The following is a 17,249-nucleotide window of genomic DNA, read 5'->3' as shown; positions in this document are numbered from 1 at the left end:
CCTCGAGGCGGGTGGTGCGCTCAGCCCTGCGCGTTCTGCCCCACGTAGTACTCGAACAGCAGGCCGCCGATGGTGATCAGCAGCGCCGCGCCGGCGAGGATGATCAGCCAGGGGTAGAAGAACGCCAGCGCCAGACCCATCAGGCCGGCCGAGAGGGCGATGGCGAACGGCCAGTAGCTGCCCGGGCTGAAGAAGCCCAGCTCGCCGGCGCCGTCGGCGATGTCGGCGTCCTTGCTGTCCTCGGGGCGGGGGTCGATGCGCCGCGAGATGAACCAGAAGAACCCACCGACGAGGAACGTCAGCCCGCCGGAGAGGACGAGGGCCGTGGTGCCGATCGGCTCACGCGACCAGACGCCGTAGACGACGGCCGCGATGATGCAGAAGACCCCGATGCCGTTGAAGATGAGCGCTTCGACCTTCACGGTCGTCCCTCCTGCTGCGTGGTGTGCGGTGCGCGGGTGGCGGGCACGTCAGCCGTCGGCCCGCTGCGCGTCGTCGACCAGGTCGAACGGCGAGGTGCTCGTCGCCGCGCCCGGCTGGCCGATGCTCTCCAGCGCGTCGAACGTGCTCAGGCCCGACTCGCGCGCGGCCAGGTAGGCCTCGTAGTCCTCCGCCGACACCGCCCGCACCTCGAAGTTCATGTAGGCGTGGTAGGTGCCGCAGAGTTCGGCGCAGCGGCCGACGAAGGCGCCCTCCTCGCGGATGGTCACCTCGAAGACGTTGTCGCGGCCGTTCTCGTTGCCCGGGATGACGTCGAGCTTGAAGAGGAACTCCGGCACCCAGAACGAGTGGATGACGTCGGCCGAGGCCACCTCGAAGCGGATGTCCTGATCGGTGGGCAGGACGAGGATCGGGATCTCGTCGCTGTTGCCGACCGTGTTGATCGGCTCGCCGTCCTCACCGGTGGTCTCCGGGTAGACGAACTGCCAGTTCCACTTGAACGCGTTGACCGCGATGGTGACGTCGGGGTCGGCACTGCGCTCCTGCACCCGGTTCTGCACGACCACCGTGAAGAAGAACAGCCCGGCGATGATGAGGAACGGGATGATCGTGTAGACGATCTCCAGCGGCAGGTTGTACGCCGTCTGCTTGGGCAGCTCGTCACCGCGCTTGCGGTGCATCACGACCGACCAGCCGATGAGGGCCCACACCGCGATGCCGACGATCAGGGCCGCGATGACCGACCAGATCCACAGGTCCCGTGTGACTGCCGACTCGTCGGTGACGCCGTCAGGCCAGCCCCAGCGCCAGAACTCGTTGTTCGGGGTGCACCCGGTCAGGGCGAGCACCGCCAGGAGACCGAGCGCGGCGACCCGCGCGAGCCTGCTGCCTCGAGCCACTGCTCGCTGCCTCCTCGTCCTCGTCCGGTACCCCCGGACGGTCGTCCCGGCGGGCCGTCAGCCGGTCCCCGGCGAACGGCGCCTGTGCCGACCACAGTCTGCGGCGAGACTAGCCGACCCCGCACGGCGGCCGACCACCGGAGACACCGGAACGGCGGGTCGGGCGGGCGGCGGCCCCGGAGCCCGGGCGGACGGCGGCCGGCCCCCACGGCGCACGGTGAGCCCTCTCACCGGAGCCCCCTCCCGGAGGGCACCGCCGGTTACAGTCGAGGCCGTGTTCTCCCGGCTGCTGACCCCCAAGTGGGTGCTCGGGCACCTGGTGGTGGCCGCCCTCTTCGTGGCCACCTTCTTCCTCGGGTACTGGCAGCTGTCCAAGGCCGAGGCCGGCGGCGGCGCGGTCAACTGGAGCTACGCCCTCCAGTGGCCGCTGTACGGGTTCATGGGCCTCGGCTTCTACGTGAAGATGTGCCTCGACGAGGTCCGTCGCCACCCCGACGAGGACGAGCCGGGCAGCGACCTGGTCCTGTACCAGCGGCCGCGCATCGACACCACCGGAGACCCCGAGCTGGCCGCCTACAACGCCTACCTCGCCGACCTCAACGAGCAGGCACTGCGGCAGCGGGCCGAGCATGGCGGCTGAACCGACGACGGCGTCGCGACTGCCCCGCGCGCTCGCCCGCCGGGTCGGCCGCGACGTCCCCGCGGCGCTCACCCGCTACCGGGTGATGGCCTGGATCGTGGGCGTCCTGCTCATCGCGCTGGTCCTGGTCGCCGTCCCCCTGAAGTACCTCGCCGACATCGAGGAGCCGGTCACCGTCCTCGGCACCCTGCACGGCTGGCTGTACTTCGTCTTCTTCCTGACCGCCTGCGACCTCGCCCTGCGCGCCTCCTGGACGTTGCGCGGCACGGTTCTCACCCTGGTGGCCGGCACCGTTCCGATCCTGTCCTTCGTGGCCGAGCGCAACGCCACGCGCAAGACCCGCGCCGGCGCTCGCGTCTGACCCTGCCGCGGCCACTCCGCCGGCACACCACGACCCTCGGAGAACCACGCCCATGTGCGGCCTGCTCGCCTACCTGTCCACCGACGCCGACCGCGTCGACGACACCCGCGTCAAGGAGGTGCACGAGGCGCTGCACTGCCTGCGCCACCGCGGTCCCGACGAGACCCAGGTCTGGCACGACGCCCGGGTCGCCTTCGGCTTCAACCGGCTGTCCTTCATCGACATCGAGCACAGCCACCAGCCGATGCCCTACGCCGACGGCCGGTACCGGATCGTCTTCAACGGCGAGATCTACAACTACGTGGAGCTGCGCGAGGAGCTGGCGGCGCTGGGCGCCCGGTTCGCCACCGAGGGCGACACCGAGGCCATCGTCGCGGGTTACCACTACTGGGGCCAGGACGTCGTCCGGCGACTGCGCGGCATGTTCGCGTTCGTCATCTGGGACACCCACACCGGGACGGCGTTCGGCGCGCGCGACCCCTTCGGCATCAAGCCGCTGTTCACCGCCCGCCTGGCCGACGGCGCGCTGGTCTTCAGCTCCGAGAAGAAGGCGGTGTTCGAGCTGCTCGGCGGCAGCGACGCGGCCGGTGGTGTGGACTCCGCCTCGCTGCAGCACTACCTGACGCTGCAGTACGTGCCCGAGCCGGCCACGCTGCACCGCGGCATCCGGCGGATCGAGAGCGGCACCAGCTTCATCGTGGCGGACGGCGAGCTGCACACCAGCCGCTACTTCCACCCGACGTTCCCCGTCCGGCCGGTGCCCGCCGACGAGCAGCAGGGCGTCTACGACCGGATCGCCGAGGTGCTCGACGACTCGGTGCGGGTGCACATGCGCGCCGACGTCACCGTCGGGTCGTTCCTCTCCGGCGGCATCGACTCGACCGCGATCGCCGCGCTGGCCAAGCGGTACAACCCCGACCTCATGACCTTCACGGTCGGCTTCGAGCGCGAGGGCTACTCCGAGATCGACGTCGCGGCCGAGTCCGCGGCCGCGATCGGCGTCGAGCATGTGACCAAGGTGGTCACGCCCCAGGAGTTCGCCGAGTCGATCCCGCTGGTCGTCTGGTACCTCGACGACCCGGTCGCCGATCCCGCGCTCGTGCCGCTGTACTTCGTCGCCCGCGAGGCCCGCGAACACGTGAAGGTGGTGCTCTCCGGCGAGGGCGCCGACGAGCTGTTCGGCGGCTACAACATCTACCGCGAGCCGCTGTCGCTGGCGGCGTTCGACAAGCTGCCCGGGGGGATCCGGCGGGCACTGGGTGCCCTCTCGTCTCGGCTGCCCGACGGCATGCGCGGCAAGGACCTGCTGCGCCGCGGCTCCATCCCGCTCGAGCAGCGCTACTACGGCAACGCGCGGATCTTCCGGGACGACGAGCTGGGCTTTCTCGAGCGGCGCGACCCGGATCTGTCGCACGTCGCCGTCACCCGCGAGCTCTACGAGCGCACCCGGGCGGCGGGCTACGACGACGTGACCGCCATGCAGTACGTGGACCTGTTCACCTGGCTGCGCGGGGACATCCTGGTCAAGGCCGACAAGATGACCATGGCCAACTCGCTCGAGCTGCGGGTGCCCTTCCTGGACCCGGAGGTCTTCGCGGTCGCCGGCGCGCTGCCGGTCGGGCAGCGGGTGACGAAGGAGACGACGAAGTACGCGCTGCGCAGGGCGCTCGAGCAGATCGTGCCGCCGCACGTGCTCAACCGCCGCAAGCTCGGTTTCCCGGTCCCGACCCGGCACTGGCTGGCCGAGGACCTGCACGACTGGGCGCGGCAGGTCGTCGAGGAGAGCCAGACCGACGAGTGGCTCGACCGGCGGCAGATCCTCTGGATGCTCGACGAGCACCGGGACAACCACCGAGCCGGCTCGCCGGTCGACCTCTCCCGCAAGCTGTGGACGCTGCTGGTGTTCATGGTCTGGCACGGCGTCTTCGTCGAGCAGCGCGTCAAGGTCGACGTCCCGGAGACCGTCTACCCCGTCCGGCTGTAGCCGGACACGACGAGGGCCCGGTGCCTCCCGCGGGAGGCACCGGGCCCTCGTCGTGTCAGCCGTGCGGTCCGGGGACCGCCGTGACGTCGCTCAGCTGAAGGAGTCGCCGCAGGCGCAGGAGCCGGTGGCGTTCGGGTTGTCGATCGTGAAGCCCTGCTTCTCGATCGTGTCCACGAAGTCGATCACGGCGCCGCCGAGGTACGGGCCGCTCATCCGGTCGACGATGACCTCGACCCCGCCGAACTCGTAGGTCTGGTCGCCGTCGAGGAACCGCTCGTCGAAGAACAGCTGGTAGCGCAGGCCCGAGCAGCCGCCGGGCTGGACGGCGATGCGCAGGCGGAGGTCGTCGCGACCCTCCTGGTCCAGCAGCGCCTTGACCTTGGCGGCAGCGGGGTCGCTGAGGATGACCCCGGTGGCCGTGGTGTCCTGCACCGTCATGTTTGAAGTCCTCCCACGTTCGAGGGTGCCTGCTGCGGCACGTCCTGCAGCAGGCGAACGCCGCCGAGGCGGAGCCTCTTCCCACTGTACGGCGTGAAGTGCCGGGCGGACCGGGATCGGCCGAGGTCACACGTAGACTCGCGGTCGTGAAGCTCCGCCTGCCCGGGCGCCGCGACCGCACCGAGGCCGCGCCCGACCCCGCCGCCGACCCGACCGCGCAGTTGGTGAAGACGGGCGGCAAGGGCCGGCCCACGCCCAAGCGCCACGAGGCCCAGGGACGACGTCCGGGGCCTCCCCCGCCGCCTCCGCAGACCCGCAAGGAGGCCTACAAGCGGATGCGCGGGCAGCAGGCGGCCAACCGCGGGACCGCCCGCGCCGGCGCGGCGCGCGGCGACGAGGCTCACCTCCCGGCCCGCGACCGCGGCCCGGTCCGCAAGCTGGTCCGAGACGTCGTCGACGCCCGCCGCAACGCCGGCAGCTTCTTCCTCGTGGTGGCCGCGCTGGTGCTCATCGGCAACTTCGTGCCCGACGAGCAGGTGCGCAGCTACACCGTCTCCATCTGGCTGGTCTTCTTCCTGCTCATGATCGCCGACTCGATCGTCCTGGGCCGGCGCATCAAGAAGAAGGTGCTCGAGCGCTTCCCGAACGGGGACCACAAGATGAAGGGCCTGGTCTGGTACGGGATCAGCCGGGCGACCATGATCCGCCGCTGGCGCTTCCCGAAGCCCGAGGTCCGGCTGGGCGCGCAGGTCTGAGGAAGGGGCCCGTCCCTCCCCACCCTTCGGAGAAGGACCCCCTGCCCCCCGCCACCCGCAGGCTCGCGGCGGGACCCTGCCGGGGCCGGGGGGCCTGAGGCGGGACCGGTCCGGCCCGTCACCACGCTCGGGACGCTGGGCCGGCCCGCGGGGCTAGCGTCGGCGACCGTGGAATCCCGACGACTGGGCCGCTCCGGCCTGAACATCTCCGCGATCGCCTACGGCAACTGGCTGACGCACGGCGGCCAGGTCGAGGAGGACGCCGCGCAGGCCTGCGTCCGCGCCGCGCTCGACGCCGGCATCACCACCTTCGACACCGCCGACGTCTACGCCGGCACCCGCGCCGAGGCGGTGCTCGGCCGCGCCCTGGCCGGCCAGCGCCGCGAGGGGCTCGAGGTCTTCACCAAGGTCTACTGGCCGACCGGCCCGGGCCACAACGACCGCGGCCTGTCCCGCAAGCACGTCACCGAGAGCTGCCACGCCTCGCTGCGCCGGCTGCAGACCGACTACGTCGACCTCTACCAGGCGCACCGCTACGACCCGACGGTGCCGCTCGAGGAGACGATGACCGCGTTCGCCGACCTCGTCCGCGCCGGCAAGGTGCTCTACGTCGGCGTCTCGGAGTGGAACGCCGAGGAGATCGCCGCCGGCGCCGCGCTGGCCCGCGACCTCGGCGTCCAGCTGATCAGCAACCAGCCGCAGTACTCGATGCTGTGGCGGGTCATCGAGGACGAGGTCGTGCCCACCTCCGAGAAGGAGGGGCTGTCGCAGATCGTGTGGTCCCCGCTGGCGCAGGGCGTGCTCACCGGCAAGTACCTGCCCGGCCAGCAGCCGCCGGCCGACAGCCGCGGCGGGCACGCGGAGGCCGGCGGGTCGATGCGGCGGTTCCTGCGGGACGACGTCCTGACCCGGGTGCAGGAGCTGCGGCCGGTCGCCGAGGACCTCGGCCTGTCCATGGCCCAGCTCGCCATCGCGTGGGTGCTGCAGAACCCCAACGTGGCGGCGGCGATCATCGGCGCCACGCGGCCGGAGCAGGTGCAGGACAACGTGGCGGCGGCCGGGGTGACCCTCGACGGCGACGTCATGACCCGCATCGACGAGGTCCTGGGAGACGTCGTCGAGCGCGACCCCACCAGGACCGCCCGCGGCTGACGGAGGGGCCCGCTCGCGAGCTCGGGTCGGGACCTGGGACGACGACCCCGTCCAGGGGCCCGTCCCGAGCTCGCGAGGGGTGGGGAGGACGGGGTCCTTCCTCAGGTGGGGGCGAGGCCCATCGGGCCGTAGACCTCCCGTTCGCCGTCGAAGAGGGTCACGGTGGCCACCCCGCGCTCCAGCAGGTCCCGCCAGTTCTCCCCCAGCCAGGACTCAGCGTCGCCCTGGTTGTCCGCCCGCGGGACCTCCACCCCGACCGCGGCGGGGTCGAGCTCCGCCTCCGAGGGGTCCTCCAGCCGCCAGTACCAGCTCATGCGCGCTGAGGTTAGTGAGCCCGGCGACCGCACCCGGAGTGTGACCCGCACCTGGTTACCCGGGCGATCATCGGGGGCATGTGAGGACATCGACAGTCTCGCCCGTCCCGGAGGACCGATGACCGACCCGACCACGGGCGCCACTCGCGTGAGCGCCCCACCCCCCACCCCCGAGGACGCCTCGACCGGCCAGCTCATCGGCCAGCTGACCGAGCAGATCAGCCGGCTCGTCCGCGACGAGGCCCGGCTCGCGCAGGCGGAGGTCACCCAGAAGGCCAAGCGCCTGGGCGTCGGCGCCGGCCTGTTCGGCGGCGCGGGCCTGTTCGCCTTCCTCGGCCTGGCCGTGCTCATCGCGGCCGTCGTCCTGGCCCTCGCCCTGGTGGTGCCCGGCTGGCTGGCCGCGCTCATCGTCGCCGTCGTCCTCTTCGCCGTCGCCGGCGTACTGGCCCTGGTCGGCAAGAAGGACGTCGAGAAGGGCGCTCCCCCGGTGCCCACCGAGGCCATCGCCAGCACCAAGGAGGACATCGCGACGGTGAAGGAGAGTGCACGCCGGTGAGCACGCCAGCCAGCTCGGACCAGAACGGCGACGGCCGGACGACGTCCGGCAACACGACCCCCGCCGACCCCGACGCCATCAAGGCCGACATCGAGGCCACCCGCGAGCAGCTCAGCCGCACCGTCGACGAGCTGTCGCACCGGCTCGACGTCCCCGAGCGTGCCCGCGAGCGGGCCTACCGGGCGCGCGACACCGCCGTGGAGACCTACCGGGAGAGCCCGCCCGCGGTCATCGGCACCGGCGCCGGCGTCGCCGCACTGCTGGGCCTGCTGGTCTGGCGCCGCAGCACGAAGGACCGCCGGGTCGCCAAGCGCGCGGCGAGGCGTGAGGCGAAGCGGGCGGCCAAGGTGGCCGCCGCCCGCCGCGCCGCGACGGCGAAGGCGGCACGGAAGAGGACGAAGCAGGCGGGGAAGAAGGCCGCGAAGGCCCGCCGGGCCGTGAGGAGGACGAAGTGACCAGCAGCAAGGGAGCCAAGCTCGTCTACCGGCCGATCGGCCTGCTCGGCGGCGTCCTGGCCGGCGTGATCTCCGGTGCCGTCTTCAAGCAGGTCTGGAAGCGGGTGTCGCACGAGGAGGACGCGCCCGACGCGCTGCAGAGCGAGTACCGGATGCGGGAGGTCGTGCTCGCCGCGGCCCTGCAGGGCGCCATCTTCGCGGCGACCAAGGCGGCCATCGACCGCGCCGGGGCCCGCGGGTTCACCAAGCTGACCGGCAGCTGGCCGGGCGACTGACGTGGCCGGCACCCAGAACCGCGAGAGCGCCGTCGACCGCATCCGCGAGCGGGTCGAGGAGAAGGCGGCGCGGCGGGCGGCGGCCAAGGCGGCGGAGGCCCGCGGCCCGCACCCGCAGGCCGACCGGCTGCCGCCGGGCGCACCGAGCGAGGAACAGCTGCCCGGCGTCACCGCGGACAAGCCGACCGAGATCCCCTGGCGGGGCTGGAAGCAGATCGTCCGGCGCGCCTGGGCGGAGAACAACGCCGACAACATGCCGATCATCGGCGGCGGCGTGGCGTTCTTCGGCTTCCTGGCGATCTTCCCGGCGCTGATCGCGATGATGAACATCTACGGGTTGGTCGCCTCCCCGGAGACCGTCGCGCGGCAGGTCGAGGACCTCTCGGCGCAGCTGCCGGAGAGCGCCGCGGACCTGATCGGGGACCAGCTCAACAGCATCGTCACCAACAGCGGCGGGGCGCTCAGCTTCGGGCTGGCCGCCTCCGTGCTCGGCGCGCTGTGGAGCGCCTCCGGCGGCGTCGGCAACGTGGTGACCGCGGTGAACCTCGCCTACGACGAGGTGGAGACGCGCGGCTTCGTCAAGCGCAAGGCGATCTCCCTGGGGCTCACGCTCGGCGCGATCCTCTTCGTGCTGATCACGTTCGGTCTCGTCGCGGTGGTCCCGAACCTCCTGGACGCGCTGCCGCTCGGCCCGTTCGCCACCGTGCTCGCGCAGGTGGTCCGATGGGTCCTGCTGCTCGGCATCTTCGCCGGGTCGCTGGCGGTGTTGTACCGCGTCGCCCCGGACCGGGACGCACCACGGCTGCGCTGGGTCAGTCTCGGGGCGGTCTTCGTCACCGTGATCTGGGCCCTGGTCAGCCTCGGCTTCAGCGTCTACGTCGACAACTTCGGGTCCTACGACAAGACCTACGGGGCCATCGCCGGCGTCATCGTGCTGATGCTGTGGCTGTACCTGACCTGCTACCTGATCCTGCTGGGCGCGGAGATCAACTCCGAGGCCGAGCACCAGACGGCGGAGGACACCACCGAGGGACCGCCCCAGCCGATGGGCCAGCGCGACGCCACGATGGCCGACGAGCTGCCCGACCCGCCGGTGCCGACCAAGGAGTCACACCAGCGCAGCTGAACGACGGCCCCGTCCTCCTCGCCCCTCGCATGCTCGGGTGAGCCCCGGGACGGGGCCGCTCAGCGCACGTGCGAGGGGACGAAGGGCGGCCGCACGACCTCCACGGGCTGCGGCCGCCCGCGCACGTCCACCGCCAGCTCACTGCCCTCCGCCGCCCCGGACGCCGTGTCCAGGAGGGCCAGGGCGATGCCGGTGCGCAGGGACGGCGAGAACGTCCCGCTGGTCACCTCGCCGACCCGGGCACCGTCGGCGTCGAGCACCGCCATGCCCGGGCGCGGGATGCCCCGCCCGGGCGCGCGCAGCCCCCACAGCAGCCGGGCCGGCCCGGCCTCCTTCTCGGCCAGCAGCGCCCCGCGGCCCCAGAACGCCGACTTGCGCCAGCCCACGGCCCAGCCGGCGCGGGCCTGCACCGGCGTGATGTCGGGAGAGAGCTCGTGACCGTGCAGGGGATAGCCCATCTCGGTGCGGAGCGTGTCGCGGGCGCCCAGCCCGCACAGCCGCAGCCCCTCGTCCTGCCCCGTCTCGACCAGCACGTCCCACAGCTCACCGGCCCGGTCGGCCCCCACCAGCAACTCGTAGCCGTGCTCGCCGGTGTAGCCGGTGCGGCACACGGTCACCTCGGCGGAGCCGCCGCCGACGCCGGTCACGAAGGACATGTAGGCCAGCTCACCCGGCAACCCGAGGAAGGCCAGCAGCTGGGCGGACCGGGGCCCCTGCACGGCGAGGACGGCGACCTCGGTGTGCCGGTCGGTGACCGTCACCCCGGCCGGTGCCGCGTCGGTCAGCCGGGCCACGACCTCGGGGGCGTTGGCCGCGTTGGGCACGAGCAGGACGTCGTCCGGGCCGTGCAGGTAGACGATGAGGTCGTCGACCACTCCCCCGGCCCGCGGGTCACCGTCGGGCAGGCAGCACATCGTGTACTGCGCCTGGCCGGGCCCGATGCGCGACAGGTCGTTGGTCAGGCAGCTGTCGACGAAGGCCGCCGCCCCCGGGCCGCGCACCGTGGCGGTGCCCAGGTGCGAGACGTCGAACAGCCCGACACCGGTGCGGACCGCCTCGTGCTCGGCCAGCACCCCGCCACCGGCGTACTCGATCGGCATGGACCAGCCGCCGAAGTCGGCCAGCTTGGCGCCGGCCGCGACGTGCCGATCGTGCAGGGGGGAGGTCAGCGGGGCCACTCCCGCACGCTATCGGTGCCGGTGGCGGCCGGGTGACCGCGTGCAGGCGGAGACCTCCCCCCGCTCGGCCCGCGCACGATCGGGCCGGACCCTCCGGGTGAGGCCTGCCTGCGAACGCTGGGAGTCCCCAGCAGGGGCCCGCCGTGAGCCGGTGAACGGTGAGGGGGAGGGCGGCCCCTGCGGGGGCCCGATGTGGCCTGCGAGCGTCGGGGGGCAGGGGGTCCTCTTAGGATCGAGCGGTGCCGCCGACGATCTCCGCCACCGACCGCCCGCTCGAGAAGCTCTCCGCCGACGCCCTCGTCGTCGGCATCGGCAAGGGGCCCGACGGCCTCCTCCCGACGCCCGGCGCGGAGGCCGTCGACCGGCTGCTCGGCGGCCGGCTGCTGCCCGCCCTGGCGGACCTGGGCGCGCGCGGCGCGGAGGACGAGGTCACCCGGGTGGCCGCGCTGGGACAGGGCCCGTTCCCGGTCGTCGCCGCGGTCGGCCTGGGCACGCCCCGGACCGGGGGCGGGTACGCCGACGAGGCGGTCCGCCGGGCCGCCGGCGCCGCCAGCCGGGCACTGTCGGGCCGCGGGTCGGTCGTCACCCTGCTGGCCGCCGTCGGCGGGACGCCCGACGAGCCGCGCCTGCACGCCGTCGGCGAGGGCAGCCTGCTCGGCGCCTACGAGTTCACCGCCTACAAGTCCGACTCCGCCGGCCGGCCCGTCCCGCCGCGGGAGTTCACCGTCGTCGTCCCCGACGCCGGTGCCGCGAAGGGACCGCTGGAGCGGGTCCGCGTCGTCGCTCACGCGGTCACGCTGGTGCGCGACCTGGTCAACACCCCGCCCAACGACCTCTTCCCGGCCGAGCTGGCCGCCCGCGGCGCCGCGGCGGGCAAGCGCGCCGGGCTGGACGTCGAGGTGCTCGACGAGCAGGCCCTGGTCGCCGGCGGCTACGGTGGCGTGCTGGCGGTGGGCGGCGGTTCCGCCCGCGGGCCCCGGCTGCTCCGGCTGACCTACCGGGGGAAGCGGGCGCGCAAGAAGGTCGCGCTGGTCGGCAAGGGCATCACCTTCGACAGCGGCGGCCTGTCCATCAAGCCGGCCGCCAACATGCACCACATGACCAGCGACATGGCCGGGGCCGCCGCCGTGATCGCCACCGTCTGCCTGGTCGCCGAGCTCGGCCTGCCCGTCGAGGTCACCGCCACCGTGCCGATCGCCGAGAACCTGCCCAGCGGCACGGCCTACCGCCCCGCCGACGTGGTCACGTTCCGCAACGGCAAGAAGGCCGAGATCACCAACACCGACGCCGAGGGCCGGGTGATCCTGGCCGACGCCCTGGCCCGGGCCGCCGAGGACTCCCCCGACGCCATCCTGGAGACCTCCACGCTGACCGGCGCCCAGCTGGTCGCCCTGGGGTCGCGCACCGCGGGCGTGATGGGCAGCGACGACATGCGCGACGCGGTCGTGGCCGCGTCGGCCCGCTGCGGCGAGGCGATGTGGGCGATGCCGATGCCGGCCGAGCTGCGCCGCGGGCTGGACTCGCCGGTCGCGGACTTCGTCAACGCCAACGCCGACCGGATGGGCGGCATGCTGGTCGGGGCGCACTTCCTCGCCGAGTTCGTGCCGGACGGGTTGCCGTGGGCGCACATCGACATCGCCGGCCCGAGTTACAACACCGGCGCCCCGTGGGGGTACACGCCCAAGGGCGGGACGGGCGTCCCGGTGCGCACGCTGCTGGCCACCATCGAGGACCTCATCGCCGCCAGGTGACGTGCTGGAACGGCCCCCGGTGACGCGTTGGAACGGCCCCGCTGCAGGGGCCCACCGCGAGCGGAGCGAGGGGTGGGGGGCAGCGGGGTCCTTCTACTTCCGCCAGTCCCGCATCCGCTGCGGGTAGCCGGTCACCTGTGCGTCGTAGACGGGGATGCCGAGCTCACGGGAGAGCCGCCGGGCGGTCTCCGGTCCGTCGATCCGGCGCCGCGTCCACTCGCCGTCGGCGGCGACCAGGACGATCGTGGTCTCGGTGACCGCCGTCCGGGGCTCGACGTACCCCTCGACGCCGCGCCGCGTGGCGACGAACTGCTCGAGGTGGGCGACGTCGGCCCGCCCCGAGCCCCGGTCGAGCGTGCCCCGGCCCGGCGTCCGGCCCCGCAGTCGACCCCACAGCCCCATGTCCGCTCCCGTCCCACCCGGGCCGCGCTCGGAGCGCGACGTCCGCGGTGGCAACGGTGCTGCCCACGGCCGCGTTCCCGGAGTGGCAGGATGGACGCGGACCATCCCCCGCCCGTGTGAACGCAGGCGGGCCCCGGCACCCGAGGAGTACTCGTGAGCGCACCCACCTCCCCCGCCGACCTGGTCATCCTCGGTGGTGGCTCGGGTGGCTACGCCGCCGCGCTGCGCGCCGCCGAGCTGGGCATGTCCGTCGTCCTCGTCGAGCGGGACAAGGTCGGTGGCACCTGCCTGCACCGCGGCTGCATCCCCACCAAGGCCTTACTGCACGCCGGCGAGGTCGCCGACCTGGCCCGCGAGGGTGAGCAGTTCGGCGTCAAGACGTCACTGGCCGGCATCGACATGGACGGCGTCAACAGCTACAAGGACGGCGTCGTCTCCCGGCTCTACAAGGGCCTGCAGGGCCTGATCAAGAGCCGCAAGATCCAGTACGTCGAGGGCGAGGGCCGGCTGGTCTCCCCCACCGCGGTCGAGGTCGGCGGGCAGCGCTACGAGGGCAAGCACGTGCTGCTGGCCACCGGCTCCTACGCCCGTTCGCTGCCCGGCCTCGACATCGACGGCACCCGGGTCATCACCAGCGACCACGCGCTGGACATGGACCGGGTACCCGCCTCGGCGATCATCCTGGGCGGCGGCGTCATCGGCTGCGAGTTCGCCAGCGCCTGGAAGTCCTTCGGCGTCGACGTCACCATCATCGAGGCCCTGCCCCACCTGGTGCCGCTGGAGGACGAGTCGTCCTCCAAGCTCCTGGAGCGCGCGTTCCGCCGCCGCAAGATCGGCTTCGAGCTCGGCAGTCGCTTCTCGGGCGTGCAGCACACCGAGAACGGCGTCAAGGTGTCGCTGGAGAACGGCAAGGAGTTCGAGGCCGAGCTGCTGCTGGTGGCCGTGGGCCGCGGCCCGGTCAGCCAGGGCCTGGGCTACGAGGAGGCCGGCGTCGCCATGGAGCGCGGCTACGTCCTCGTCGACGAGTACCTCCGGACCAACGTGCCCACCATCTCCGCCGTCGGCGACCTGATCCCGACGCTGCAGCTGGCCCACGTCGGCTTCGCCGAGGGCATCCTCGTCGCCGAGCGGCTGGCCGGCCTCGAGCCCGCCCCGATCGATTACGCCGGCGTCCCGCGGATCACCTACTCCGACCCCGAGGTCGCCTCGGTCGGTCTCACCGAGGCGCAGGCCAAGGAGCGCTTCGGCGAGATCAAGACGCTGAACTACGACCTCGGCGGCAACGGCCGGAGCCAGATCCTCAAGACCGCCGGCGCGGTCAAGCTGGTGCAGGCCGTCGACGGCCCCGTCGTCGGCGTCCACATGGTCGGTAGCCGGGTCGGCGAGCTGATCGCCGAGGCGCAGTTGATCTACAACTGGGAGGCCGAGGCCGACGACGTCGCCGCCCTCATCCACCCGCACCCGACGCAGAGCGAGGCCCTGGGCGAGGCCCACCTCGCGCTCGCCGGCAAGCCGCTGCACGTGCACGGCTGAGCCACCGCACCACTTCCCCCCACCCCACCCGCGCCAGAAGGAGCCCCGCCCCGATGCCGACCTCCGTCACCATGCCCGCCCTGGGCGAGAGCGTCACCGAGGGCACGGTCACCCGATGGCTCAAGCAGGAGGGTGAGCAGGTCGAGGTCGACGAGCCCCTCCTCGAGGTCTCGACCGACAAGGTCGACACCGAGATCCCCTCCCCGGCCGCCGGCGTCCTCAGCAGGATCCTGGTCGCCGAGGACGAGACGGTCGAGGTGGGAGCCGAGCTCGCCGTCATCGGTGGAGAGGGCGACGGCGGCGGCTCCGGCGGCCCCGCATCGGCCGAGGACGCCGACACCACCCCGCAGACCCCGGCCCAGCAGGTCGAGGACGCCGACGCGGCGCCGCCGGAGGAGCAGCAGCAGGAACCGCAGCCCGCGTCGGCCTCGGCCGACGGCGGTGGCGATGGCGGTGGCGGTGGCGGTGGCGGTGGCGGCCAGGGGACGCCGGTGACCATGCCGGCGCTCGGGGAGAGCGTCACCGAGGGGACCGTCACCCGCTGGCTGAAGTCCGTCGGTGACGAGGTGACCGCCGACGAGCCGCTCCTCGAGGTCTCCACCGACAAGGTCGATACCGAGATCCCCGCACCGGCGTCGGGGACCCTGCTGTCGATCTCGGTGAACGAGGACGAGACGGTCGAGGTCGGCGCGGAGCTGGCCGTCATCGGCTCCGGCTCCGCCGGCGGGGGCGCCCCGGCGCAGGCCCCTTCCGCCCCGGCCCAGCAGGAGCCGCAGTCGCAGGAGGAGCCGCGGGAGCCGGCGCCGCCGGCGCAGGCGAAGGCCCCGACCCCGCAGGCCGACCCGACCCCGCAGCGGGCGCAGCCGGCCTCGGAGCAGCCCGGTGCGGACTACGGCTCCGGCGGTGTACTGCCGAGCACCTCCCCCACCGACGCGCCCTCGCCCGCGCAGGCGGTGGCTCCGCAGGCGCCCGCCCAGCCGAAGACCCCGGCTCCCGCGCCCGCGGGTGACGGCGGCGGTCAGTACGTCACCCCGCTGGTGCGCCGGCTGGCCGCCGAGCGCGGCGTCGACCTCTCCTCGGTGTCCGGCACCGGCGTCGGCGGGCGGATCCGCAAGCAGGACGTCATCGCCGCCGCCGAGCAGGCGGCCGCCCCGGCGGAGGCGCCGGCCCCCGCCGCCGCCTCCGGCCGGCCGGCCCCGAGCCCGTCGCCGGCCGCCCAGCCCGACACCTCGCTGCGCGGGCGCACCGAGAAGCTCTCCCGGCTGCGCACCGTCATCGCCCGCCGGATGGTGGAGTCGCTGCAGGTCAGCGCCCAGCTGACGACGGTCGTGGAGGCCGACGTCACCGCCATCGCGCGCTTGCGGGACCGCGCCAAGCGGGACTTCGAGGCGCGCGAGGGCGTGAAGCTCTCGTTCCTGCCGTTCTTCGCCAAGGCGGCGGTCGAGGCACTCAAGGCCCACCCGGCCGTGAACTCCTCGATCGACCTCGAGGCCAATACGGTGACCTACCACGACGCCGAGAACCTGGGCGTCGCGGTCGACACCGAGCGCGGCCTCCTGGTCCCGGTCATCAGGGACGCCGGTGACCTGAGCATCGGCGGGCTGGCCCGCAAGATCGCAGACCTGGCCGAGCGGACCCGCACCAACAAGGTCACGCCGGACGAGCTCGGCGGCGGCACCTTCACGCTGACCAACACCGGCAGCCGGGGCGCGCTGTTCGACACCCCGATCATCAACCAGCCGCAGGTGGCGATCCTGGGCGTCGGCACCGTGGTCAAGCGCCCGGTCGTCGTCCAGGACCCCGGCCTCGGCGAGGTGATCGCGGTCCGGTCGATGGTCTACCTGGCGCTCACCTACGACCACCGGATCGTCGACGGCGCCGACGCGGCCCGCTTCCTGGGCACGGTGAAGGAGCGGCTGGAGGCCGGTCAGTTCCACGGCGAGGTCGGCCTCGCCTGAACGAGGACCCCCTGCCCCCATCGTTCGCGAGCTCACGACGGGACCCTGCAGGGGCCAATCGGGGCCCCGGCAGCAGCCGGGGCCCCGATCGCGTCCGCCCCCGCCTGAAGGAGACACATGAAGGTCGCGGTCACCGGCTCCTCCGGGCTGATCGGGACGCGCCTGGTCGCGGCACTGCGCACCGGCGGGCACGACGTGCTGCGGCTGGTGCGCCGGACGCCGCGGACGGCCGACGAGCACCGCTGGGACCCCCACCACCGGCGGATCGACCCCGCCCTGTTCTCCGACGTCGACGCCGTGGTGAACCTGGCCGGCACCCCCATCCGACCGCGCCCCTTCACCGCCGGCTACAAGGAGCAGCTGCGCTCCAGCCGGCTCGACAGCACGCTCACGGTGAGCGAGGCGCTGGCCGCGGCGGTCGCGGCCGACCCGGGACGTCGCCGGGTGCTCCTGTCGGCGTCGGCCGTGGGCTACTACGGCGACACCGGTGACCGGCCGGTCCAGGAGGATGCGCCGCCCGGCAGTGACTTCATCTCCCGGCTGTGCGTCGACTGGGAGGCCGCGACCAGCGCAGCGGCGGACGCCGGCGTGCGGGTGGTGCACCTGCGCACCGGGCTGGTGGTCGGCCGCGACGCCATGCTGGTACGCATCCTGGGCCTGGTCTTCCGAGCCGGCCTGGGCGGGCGCATGGGATCGGGGCGCCAGTACTGGCCGTGGATCAGCCTGGACGACGAGGTCGACGCGATCCGGTTCCTGCTGACCGCCGATGTCTCGGGTCCGGTCAACCTCACCGGTCCCGAACCGGTCCCCAACGCCGAGTTCGTCCGTCGCCTCGCCGCGGCGGTGCACCGGCCCGCCGTCCTGCCGGTTCCCGGCTTGGTGCTGTCGCTGGCGCTCGGCGAGTTCGGCCGGTCCAGCGTGCTGGCCGGCCAGCGCGCGGTCCCGGCGGCGCTGCAGCAGGCCGGCTACCGGTGGACCCACCCCGACCTCGACGACGCGCTCCGGACGGCCCTCCGGCGCGGCTGAGCCGG

19 protein-coding genes are annotated in these 17,249 nt (G+C 73.3%); 13 read left to right on the top strand and 6 right to left on the bottom strand.

The features are described 5' to 3' along the window. Positions 1 to 20: 20 nt before the first annotated feature. Together BLW63_RS10780 and ctaC are read right to left on the bottom strand one after the other, a co-directional pair. Positions 21 to 422, bottom strand: a complete 402-nt coding sequence (locus BLW63_RS10780; protein WP_091155259.1) for a cytochrome c oxidase subunit 4 — start codon at positions 420 to 422, stop codon at positions 21 to 23. A 48-nt stretch (positions 423 to 470) separates the two neighbouring features. After that, positions 471 to 1,340 (bottom strand): aa3-type cytochrome oxidase subunit II, encoded by an 870-nt coding sequence (ctaC, locus tag BLW63_RS10775; RefSeq protein WP_091155256.1) that lies wholly within the window; start codon positions 1,338 to 1,340, stop codon positions 471 to 473. A gap of 274 nt (positions 1,341 to 1,614) precedes the next feature. On the opposite strand from ctaC, the gene BLW63_RS10770 reads away from it, so the two are divergent. From BLW63_RS10770 to asnB, 3 genes are read left to right on the top strand one after another with little or no spacing between them, the layout of a single operon-like run. Next, entirely contained in the window at positions 1,615 to 1,980 is a 366-nt protein-coding gene (locus BLW63_RS10770) for a metalloprotease (RefSeq protein ID WP_170856726.1), read from the top strand. After that, positions 1,970 to 2,341, top strand: coding sequence for a DUF3817 domain-containing protein (locus BLW63_RS10765; protein WP_091155248.1), 372 nt, complete (start codon positions 1,970 to 1,972; stop codon positions 2,339 to 2,341). Before BLW63_RS10770 ends, BLW63_RS10765 begins: the two co-directional genes overlap by 11 nt. A gap of 52 nt (positions 2,342 to 2,393) precedes the next feature. Beyond that, positions 2,394 to 4,325 carry an asparagine synthase (glutamine-hydrolyzing) gene (gene asnB, locus BLW63_RS10760; protein ID WP_091155245.1) on the top strand — a complete coding sequence of 644 codons (1,932 nt, stop codon included), beginning with the start codon at positions 2,394 to 2,396 and terminating at the stop codon, positions 4,323 to 4,325. Positions 4,326 to 4,415: 90 nt separating this feature from the next. On the opposite strand, the gene BLW63_RS10755 is transcribed toward asnB, so the two are convergent. Continuing rightward, positions 4,416 to 4,763, bottom strand: coding sequence for a HesB/IscA family protein (locus BLW63_RS10755; protein ID WP_091155242.1), 348 nt, complete (start codon positions 4,761 to 4,763; stop codon positions 4,416 to 4,418). Positions 4,764 to 4,909: 146 nt separating this feature from the next. Between BLW63_RS10755 and BLW63_RS10750 the strand changes: the two genes are divergently transcribed. Further along, entirely contained in the window at positions 4,910 to 5,518 is a 609-nt protein-coding gene (locus BLW63_RS10750; RefSeq protein WP_091155238.1) for a DUF3043 domain-containing protein, read from the top strand. Positions 5,519 to 5,686: 168 nt separating this feature from the next. Continuing rightward, on the top strand, positions 5,687 to 6,670 hold the full coding sequence (locus tag BLW63_RS10745; RefSeq protein ID WP_091155235.1) for an aldo/keto reductase family protein: 984 nt from the start codon (positions 5,687 to 5,689) through the stop codon (positions 6,668 to 6,670). Between the two features lie 101 nt (positions 6,671 to 6,771). Here BLW63_RS10745 and BLW63_RS10740 read toward each other — a convergent pair whose 3' ends face one another. Beyond that, positions 6,772 to 6,984, bottom strand: coding sequence for a hypothetical protein (locus tag BLW63_RS10740; RefSeq protein WP_091155232.1), 213 nt, complete (start codon positions 6,982 to 6,984; stop codon positions 6,772 to 6,774). A 118-nt stretch (positions 6,985 to 7,102) separates the two neighbouring features. Between BLW63_RS10740 and BLW63_RS10735 the strand changes: the two genes are divergently transcribed. Genes BLW63_RS10735 through BLW63_RS10720 form a run of 4 tightly spaced genes read left to right on the top strand, consistent with a single transcriptional unit; the run spans position 7,103 to position 9,396 of the window. Further along, positions 7,103 to 7,540: a phage holin family protein gene (locus BLW63_RS10735; RefSeq protein WP_091155229.1), complete on the top strand. Its 438-nt coding sequence runs from the start codon at positions 7,103 to 7,105 to the stop codon at positions 7,538 to 7,540. After that, the gene (locus tag BLW63_RS10730) at positions 7,537 to 7,995 is read left to right on the top strand and encodes a DUF3618 domain-containing protein (RefSeq protein WP_091155226.1); all 459 of its coding nucleotides are present in this window, start codon (positions 7,537 to 7,539) and stop codon (positions 7,993 to 7,995) included. The genes BLW63_RS10735 and BLW63_RS10730 overlap by 4 nt, the downstream gene beginning before the upstream one ends. Then, positions 7,992 to 8,270: a DUF4235 domain-containing protein gene (locus BLW63_RS10725; protein WP_091155222.1), complete on the top strand. Its 279-nt coding sequence runs from the start codon at positions 7,992 to 7,994 to the stop codon at positions 8,268 to 8,270. The genes BLW63_RS10730 and BLW63_RS10725 overlap by 4 nt, the downstream gene beginning before the upstream one ends. Position 8,271: 1 nt before the next feature. Further along, positions 8,272 to 9,396, top strand: coding sequence for a YihY/virulence factor BrkB family protein (locus BLW63_RS10720; protein WP_091155219.1), 1,125 nt, complete (start codon positions 8,272 to 8,274; stop codon positions 9,394 to 9,396). A 59-nt stretch (positions 9,397 to 9,455) separates the two neighbouring features. On the opposite strand, the gene gcvT is transcribed toward BLW63_RS10720, so the two are convergent. Beyond that, the gene (gene gcvT, locus BLW63_RS10715; RefSeq protein WP_091155216.1) at positions 9,456 to 10,574 is read right to left on the bottom strand and encodes a glycine cleavage system aminomethyltransferase GcvT; all 1,119 of its coding nucleotides are present in this window, start codon (positions 10,572 to 10,574) and stop codon (positions 9,456 to 9,458) included. Positions 10,575 to 10,813: 239 nt separating this feature from the next. On the opposite strand from gcvT, the gene BLW63_RS10710 reads away from it, so the two are divergent. After that, positions 10,814 to 12,325: a leucyl aminopeptidase gene (locus BLW63_RS10710; RefSeq protein WP_091155213.1), complete on the top strand. Its 1,512-nt coding sequence runs from the start codon at positions 10,814 to 10,816 to the stop codon at positions 12,323 to 12,325. A gap of 93 nt (positions 12,326 to 12,418) precedes the next feature. On the opposite strand, the gene BLW63_RS10705 is transcribed toward BLW63_RS10710, so the two are convergent. After that, positions 12,419 to 12,727 carry an oxidoreductase gene (locus tag BLW63_RS10705; RefSeq protein ID WP_091155210.1) on the bottom strand — a complete coding sequence of 103 codons (309 nt, stop codon included), beginning with the start codon at positions 12,725 to 12,727 and terminating at the stop codon, positions 12,419 to 12,421. A gap of 153 nt (positions 12,728 to 12,880) precedes the next feature. Here BLW63_RS10705 and lpdA point away from each other — a divergent pair, with 153 nt between their 5' ends. The 3 genes from lpdA to BLW63_RS10690 all read left to right on the top strand — a co-directional run bounded on the left by lpdA (position 12,881) and on the right by BLW63_RS10690 (position 17,244). Further along, complete coding sequence (lpdA, locus tag BLW63_RS10700; RefSeq protein WP_091155207.1) at positions 12,881 to 14,260, top strand: dihydrolipoyl dehydrogenase; 1,380 nt, start codon at positions 12,881 to 12,883, stop codon at positions 14,258 to 14,260. 53 nt (positions 14,261 to 14,313) lie between these two features. Further along, complete coding sequence (sucB, locus tag BLW63_RS10695; RefSeq protein WP_091155205.1) at positions 14,314 to 16,218, top strand: 2-oxoglutarate dehydrogenase, E2 component, dihydrolipoamide succinyltransferase; 1,905 nt, start codon at positions 14,314 to 14,316, stop codon at positions 16,216 to 16,218. 117 nt (positions 16,219 to 16,335) lie between these two features. Next, positions 16,336 to 17,244 (top strand): TIGR01777 family oxidoreductase, encoded by a 909-nt coding sequence (locus BLW63_RS10690; protein WP_091155201.1) that lies wholly within the window; start codon positions 16,336 to 16,338, stop codon positions 17,242 to 17,244. Positions 17,245 to 17,249 lie beyond the last annotated feature (5 nt).

This window comes from Geodermatophilus africanus, assembly GCF_900107105.1.
In the GTDB taxonomy this organism is placed as follows: Bacteria; Actinomycetota; Actinomycetes; order Mycobacteriales; family Geodermatophilaceae; genus Geodermatophilus; species Geodermatophilus africanus.
This window is presented reverse-complemented; position numbering and strand designations above follow the sequence as displayed.

Bases quoted from the DNA above. Each gene is read 5' to 3' on its own strand.
- BLW63_RS10765 (WP_091155248.1), top strand. From the start codon at position 1,970: ATGGCGGCTGAACCGACGACGGCGTCGCGACTGCCCCGCGCGCTCGCC.
- asnB (WP_091155245.1), top strand. From the start codon at position 2,394: ATGTGCGGCCTGCTCGCCTACCTGTCCACCGACGCCGACCGCGTCGAC.
- BLW63_RS10755 (WP_091155242.1), bottom strand. From the start codon at position 4,763: ATGACGGTGCAGGACACCACGGCCACCGGGGTCATCCTCAGCGACCCC.
- BLW63_RS10740 (WP_091155232.1), bottom strand. From the start codon at position 6,984: ATGAGCTGGTACTGGCGGCTGGAGGACCCCTCGGAGGCGGAGCTCGAC.
- BLW63_RS10735 (WP_091155229.1), top strand. From the start codon at position 7,103: ATGACCGACCCGACCACGGGCGCCACTCGCGTGAGCGCCCCACCCCCC.
- BLW63_RS10705 (WP_091155210.1), bottom strand. From the start codon at position 12,727: ATGGGGCTGTGGGGTCGACTGCGGGGCCGGACGCCGGGCCGGGGCACG.
- sucB (WP_091155205.1), top strand. From the start codon at position 14,314: ATGCCGACCTCCGTCACCATGCCCGCCCTGGGCGAGAGCGTCACCGAG.
- BLW63_RS10690 (WP_091155201.1), top strand. From the start codon at position 16,336: ATGAAGGTCGCGGTCACCGGCTCCTCCGGGCTGATCGGGACGCGCCTG.